The sequence below is a fragment of the Pseudomonas sp. K5002 genome, from assembly GCF_013386655.1.
Lineage (GTDB): Bacteria > Pseudomonadota > Gammaproteobacteria > Pseudomonadales > Pseudomonadaceae > Aquipseudomonas.
Genome location: NZ_JACARK010000373.1, coordinates 1 through 3096 on the forward strand (window position 1 = coordinate 1; position 3096 = coordinate 3096).

Genomic DNA, 3096 nt, shown 5'->3' on the forward strand with positions numbered 1-3096 from the left:
GAGTGAGGGAACACCGAGCCTAGGCGAGGCGCCGACAGGCGGGGCAGAGCGCTTTGGTTACTTTGCCGCTTTTGCAAAGTGACTCGCTGTAAGAGCGAAACCATAAGCCGCCGTTACCCAAATAACGGATATGTACCCAGCCAGATCAAACCGACAAATACCGACTGATAGTCGCCTCATCCACCCGATCCCGAGTTTCCTCAATCACAAACCTCCCCTTCTCAATCACCAAAAACCGATCAGCAATTTCCAAAGTAAACGACAACACCTGCTCAGAAACAACAATCGTCAAATCCCGCAAATTGCGAATCTCCTTAAGCGTACGAGCAATGTCCTTGATGATCGAAGGCTGAATCCCCTCAGTCGGCTCATCCAGCAACAACACCTTGGGATTCGTCGCCAACGCCCGGGCAATCGCCAACTGCTGTTGCTGCCCCCCAGACAAATTCCCACCCTTGCGCGAACGCATGTCATACAGCACCGGAAACAGCGCATACAAATCCTCAGGCACCCTGCCCCGGGCCGCCGCCGGCAACCCAGTCTGAATATTCTCCAACACACTCATGCTGGGAAAAATCATCCGCCCCTGCGGCACATAGGCAATCCCCCGCTCCACCCGCTCATGGGTTTCAAGCGCAGACACATCATGCCCATCCACACTCACCTGCCCCTGCCACTGCGGCAAAATACCCATCAGGCTCTTGAACAACGTGGTCTTGCCCATCCCGTTGCGCCCCATCACCGCGACGATCTCACGCTTCGCCACATCCAGTTCCAGGTCGTGAAGAATCTGGCTCTGCCCGTACCCACACGACAGTTTGTCGATCTTGAACATGCCCGACTCCTCAGTGGCCCAAATACACTTCAATGACTTTCGGATTGCTCTGCACCGACTCCATGCTGCCCTCGGCCAGCACCTTGCCCTGATGCAAAACCGTGACCTTGTGGGCAATGCTCTTGACGAACTCCATGTCATGCTCGATCACCAACACCGAGCGCCCCTGGCTGATGCGCTTGAGCAACTCGGCCGTTTGCGCCCGCTCGTTGACGCTCATCCCGGCCACCGGCTCGTCGAGCATCAGCAATTCAGGGTCTTGCATCAGCAGCATGCCAATCTCCAGCCACTGCTTTTGCCCGTGAGACAGCAGGTCCGCCTGCTGCTGCAACAAGTCGCCGAGGAAGATTTCCCGCGCCACCTCCTCGACCCGCGCAATCACCTGGGCATTACGCTTGAAAAACAGCGCGCCCCACACCTTGCGCCCAGCCGGATACGACATCTCGAGGTTTTCAAACACCGTGAGGTTTTCGTAGATCGATGGGTTCTGGAACTTGCGCCCTACCCCGGCGCGCACGATGTTGTATTCGCGCATTTTGGTCAGTTCCTGGCCGTCGAACTGGATGCTGCCACTGGTGGCGCGGGTCTTGCCGCAGATCAAATCCAGCACCGTGGTTTTGCCGGCGCCGTTGGGCCCGATCACTACCCGCACTTCATTGCGGTCGATATACAGGTTGAGGTTGTCGACAGCCTTGAAGCCATCGAATGACACGGTGAGGCCTTCGATAGCCAACACCGGTTTTTTCATCTCAAAACCGACGGCGGTCATGGCTGTGTCTCCAGGATCTTGGCTTCAGCCTTGGGCTTGATCTTCGCGGGCTCGGCCTTGACCACCGGCTTGCGCCGCAACACTCGGGCCAGGGCCTGGCGACCATGGCTGTCCCACAACCCCGCCAGGCCGTTGGGGAAGTACATGACCACGGCGATAAACAACCCGCCCATCAGGTACAGCCACAGCTCGGGGAAGGATTCGGAAAAGTAGGTCTTGCCATAGTTCACCAGCAACGCGCCATACACCGCGCCCAGCAACGACATGCGCCCGCCCACCGCGGCAAAGATCACCATCTCGATGGACGGCACGATGCCCACGAACGACGGCGACATAAAGCCCACCTGCAAGGCAAACATCGCCCCGCCAATCGCCGAGAACGCCGCCGCCACGCAGAACACGAAAATCTTGAAGCTGGCCACGTCATACCCGGAAAACCGTACCCGCTCTTCCTTGTCGCGCATGGCCATCAACAGCCGGCCCAGCTTCGAGGCGAGGATGAAACGGCCAATGAAGATGCAGCCGAACAACAGCCCGGCGTTGATGAAATACAGGATCATCTTCGCGCCGTCACCGCGCAGGTCCCAGCCCAGCAGGGTCTTGAGGTCAGTAATGCCATTGACACCACCGGTAAGGCCTTGCTGGCCGACGATCAGCACCGTGAGGATCAGCGCAATCGCCTGGGTGACGATGGAGAAATACACATCGCCCACCCGCCGCTTGAACAGCGCCATGCCAATGATGAACGCCAGCAGCACCGGCACCGCAATCACCGCGAACAAGGTAAACGTGAAGCTGTGGAACGGCTGCCAGAGCCACGGCAATTCGGTGATCTGGTTCCAGTCCATAAAGTCCGGGATGCCCGGGGTGGACTGGATCTTGGTGCTGATCGGGTCCGAGGCCTCAAGCTTCAGGAACATCGCCATGCAGTAGCCGCCGACGCCGAAAAACACGCCTTGCCCGAGGCTGAGAATCCCGCCATAGCCCCAGCACAGCACCAGGCCCACCGCGACGAACGCGTAGGTCAGGTACTTGCCGACCATGTTCAGCCGGAAGGCGTCCAGGGTCAGCGGGAACACCACGAGGATCAACAGCGCCAACAGCACGATGCCGATCAGGTTTTGCTGGCCGCCCAGCAGTTTGTCTAGAGCCTTCATCGGTTCGCCTCTACTTGCGCACTTTGATGGAGAACAACCCTTGCGGGCGCAGCATCAGGATCAGGATCACCGACGACAGCGTCAGCACCTTGGCCATCGAGCCACTGAGGAAAAACTCCGACAGCGATTGGGTCTGGGCAATCACGAACGCCGAGGCAATGGTGCCGAACAGGCTTTGCGCGCCGCCGAATACGACGACCAGGAAGGTGTCGACGATGTACTGCGAACCGGCGGTCGGCCCGGTGGAGCCGATGGTGGTGAACGCCGCACCGGCCACGCCCGCCACGCCGCAGCCGAGGGCGAAGGTCATGCGGTCGACCTTGCGCGTGTTGATG

The 3096-nt window shown here is 59.2% G+C and carries 3 protein-coding genes and 1 pseudogene; all 4 read right to left on the minus strand.

Features of this window, described 5'->3' with window-relative positions:
• Nucleotides 1-145: 145 nt before the first annotated feature.
• The gene (gene urtE, locus HX846_RS17785) at nt 146-835 is read right to left on the minus strand and encodes an urea ABC transporter ATP-binding subunit UrtE (RefSeq protein ID WP_008430563.1); all 690 of its coding nucleotides are present in this window, start codon (nt 833-835) and stop codon (nt 146-148) included.
• A gap of 10 nt (nt 836-845) precedes the next feature.
• On the minus strand, nt 846-1604 hold the full coding sequence (urtD, locus tag HX846_RS17790; RefSeq protein ID WP_003218258.1) for an urea ABC transporter ATP-binding protein UrtD: 759 nt from the start codon (nt 1602-1604) through the stop codon (nt 846-848).
• Nucleotides 1601-2761: an urea ABC transporter permease subunit UrtC gene (urtC, locus tag HX846_RS17795; RefSeq protein ID WP_003218260.1), complete on the minus strand. Its 1161-nt coding sequence runs from the start codon at nt 2759-2761 to the stop codon at nt 1601-1603. The genes urtD and urtC overlap by 4 nt, the downstream gene beginning before the upstream one ends.
• Nucleotides 2762-2771: 10 nt before the next feature.
• Nucleotides 2772-3096, minus strand: a pseudogene (locus tag HX846_RS17800) (urea ABC transporter permease subunit UrtB); the annotation flags it as partial.